Here is a 3,218-nt window from a genome sequence, read left to right on the forward strand (position 1 = left end):
TTGTGGGAGCGTGTGGACTGTTCTGCCGAGCGGTCACAGAGTAAGAAATCGTGCGTGAAGTTGAAGTCCATTGGAAAGTGGCGCCGTAGAGGGTGATAGCCCCGTAAGTGTAAGTGTGCGACTCTGATGCGTTTTCCCAAGTAACACGGAACCCCTGAAATTCCGTGTGAATCTGGCGGGACCACCCGTTAAGCCTAAATACTCCTTGATGACCGATAGCGGACAAGTACCGTGAGGGAAAGGTGAAAAGTACCCCTGGCGGGGAGTGAAATAGTACCTGAAACCGTGTGCCTACAATCCGTCGGAGCTTTTGTCCACCTTGTGTGGCGGGGTGACGGCGTGCCTTTTGAAGAATGAGCCTGCGAGTTTGCGTTGTGTTGCGAGGTTAACCCGTGTGGGGAAGCCGTAGCGAAAGCGAGTCCGAATAGGGCTACTTAGTAGCACGATCAAGACCCGAAGCGAAGTGATCTATCCATGGGCAGGTTGAAGCGCGGGTAAGACCGCGTGGAGGACCGAACCCACTTAGGTTGAAAACTGAGGGGATGACCTGTGGATAGGGGTGAAAGGCCAATCAAACTTCGTGATAGCTGGTTCTCCCCGAAATGCATTTAGGTGCAGCGTTGTGTGTTTCTTGCCGGAGGTAGAGCACTGGATAGCCGATGGGCCCGACCAGGTTACTGACGTTAGCCAAACTCCGAATGCCGGTAAGTGAGAGCGCAGCAGTGAGACTGCGGGGGATAAGCTCCGTAGTCGAGAGGGAAACAGCCCAGACCATCAGCTAAGGCCCCTAAGCGGTGACTAAGTGGAAAAGGATGTGGAGTCGCAGTGACAACCAGGAGGTTGGCTTGGAAGCAGCCACCCTTGAAAGAGTGCGTAATAGCTCACTGGTCAAGTGATTCCGCGCCGACAATGTAGCGGGGCTCAAGTCATCCGCCGAAGCTATGGCATTCACATATATAGCTAAGCCGCCTTCGAGGTTGGTTCAGGTGTGTGGATGGGTAGGGGAGCGTCGTGTCGCGAGTGAAGCTCCGGAGTGATCCAGGGGTGGATGCGACACGAGTGAGAATGCAGGCATGAGTAGCGAATCACGTGTGAGAAACACGTGCGCCGAATGATCAAGGGTTCCAGGGTCAAGCTAATCTGCCCTGGGTAAGTCGGGACCTAAGGCGAGGCCGACAGGCGTAGTCGATGGACAACGGGTTGATATTCCCGTACCGGCAAAGTAGCGCCCATGACGAACCTAGTGATGCTAACCATCTGAAACTCACGTGACCGGACCCTTCGGGGCGAGGCGTGTGAGCGTAGCGTGGGACCCGAACTGGTAGTAGTCAAGCGATGGGGTGACGCAGGAAGGTAGTCCAACCGTACCGATGGTTGTGTACGGCTAAGGATGTAGGGCGAACGATAGGCAAATCCGTCGTTCTGACTTTGATGTCGAGCTTGAGATCTGATGGGGAGCCGAATGGCGAAGTGGATGATCCTATGCTGTCGAGAAAAACCTCTAGCGAGCTATGCGCCGCCCGTACCCCAAACCGACTCAGGTGATCAGGTAGAGAATACTAAGGCGATCGAGCGAACCATGGTTAAGGAACTCGGCAAAATGCCCCCGTAACTTCGGGAGAAGGGGGGCCGGATGCGTGAACCCACTAGCTGGGGGAGCGTTGATGGCCGCAGAGACCAGGCCCAAGCGACTGTTTACTAAAAACACAGGTCCGTGCGAAGTTGTAAGACGATGTATACGGACTGACTCCTGCCCGGTGCTGGAAGGTTAAGGGGACCGGTTAGAGCGTAAGCTCGAAGCTGAGAACTTAAGCCCCAGTAAACGGCGGTGGTAACTATAACCATCCTAAGGTAGCGAAATTCCTTGTCGGGTAAGTTCCGACCTGCACGAATGGAGTAACGACTTGGGCGCTGTCTCAACCGTGGACTCGGCGAAATTGCACTACGAGTAAAGATGCTCGTTACGCGCGGCAGGACGGAAAGACCCCGGGACCTTTACTATAGTTTGGTATTGGTGTTTGGTTCGGCTTGTGTAGGATAGGTGGGAGACTGTGAAGTCCACACGCCAGTGTGGGTGGAGTCATCGTTGAAATACCACTCTGGTCGTACTAGATGTCTAACCTAGGACCATTATCTGGTTCAGGGACAGTGCCTGATGGGTAGTTTAACTGGGGCGGTTGCCTCCTAAAATGTAACGGAGGCGCTCAAAGGTTCCCTCAGCCTGGTTGGCAATCAGGTGTTGAGTGTAAGTGCACAAGGGAGCTTGACTGTGAGACAGACATGTCGAGCAGGGACGAAAGTCGGAACTAGTGATCCGGCGCCAGCAGGTGGAAGCGGCGTCGCTCAACGGATAAAAGGTACCCCGGGGATAACAGGCTGATCTTCCCCAAGAGTCCATATCGACGGGATGGTTTGGCACCTCGATGTCGGCTCGTCGCATCCTGGGGCTGGAGTAGGTCCCAAGGGTTGGGCTGTTCGCCCATTAAAGCGGCACGCGAGCTGGGTTTAGAACGTCGTGAGACAGTTCGGTCCCTATCCGCCGCGCGCGCAGGAAACTTGAGAAAGGCTGTCCCTAGTACGAGAGGACCGGGATGGACGAACCTCTGGTGTGCCAGTTGTCCCGCCAGGGGCACGGCTGGTTAGCTACGTTCGGGAGTGATAACCGCTGAATGCATCTAAGCGGGAAGCACGTTTCAAGATGAGGTTTCCCACCACGTATGTGGGTAAGGCCCCCAGCAGAACACTGGGTTGATAGGCCGGAGGTGTACAGCAGTGATGCCTAGCCGACCGGTACTAATAGGCCGAGGGCTTGTCTTACACTCATTCAACAAGACCTACAAAGAGGTCTAGTGCCCTGTATCTGCAGCGTATGTTCGCGTCCACGAACCAGTCACACAACACGTCACATRCATATGTGAATAATGGCTTGGATCCACACCCGCCCCCCCTCTTTAGTTGGTGGTGGTGGTGTGGGTTCGCAAGAGTTACGGCGGCCATAGCGAAAGGGAAACACCCGGTCCCATCCCGAACCCGGAAGTTAAGCCTTTCAGCGCCGATGGTACTGCAACCGAGAGGTTGTGGGAGAGTAGGACGCCGCCGGACAATTCTTAGTGCTTGTGGGGTCACCTGTTACCGGGTGGCCCCACAAGCCATTTCAGGACCTCTCAGCCAAGCGCGGTCACCGCGCCAGGCGTGCCCACGAGGGTGTGGCTTTTCGT

The 3,218-nt window shown here is 55.4% G+C and carries 2 rRNA genes (1 of these 2 only partly in view); both read left to right on the top strand.

Annotated features, from left to right (window positions below):
* Positions 1 to 2,817 (top strand): 23S ribosomal RNA (locus tag ASF47_RS05255) (it extends 316 nt beyond the left edge of the window).
* Positions 2,818 to 2,985: 168 nt separating this feature from the next.
* Positions 2,986 to 3,102: ribosomal RNA gene (gene rrf / locus ASF47_RS05260) — 5S ribosomal RNA — on the top strand.
* The last annotated feature ends 116 nt before the right edge of the window (positions 3,103 to 3,218 follow it).

It is taken from the genome of Nocardioides sp. Leaf285 (genome assembly GCF_001422955.1).
In the GTDB taxonomy this organism is placed as follows: Bacteria; Actinomycetota; Actinomycetes; order Propionibacteriales; family Nocardioidaceae; genus Nocardioides; species Nocardioides kribbensis.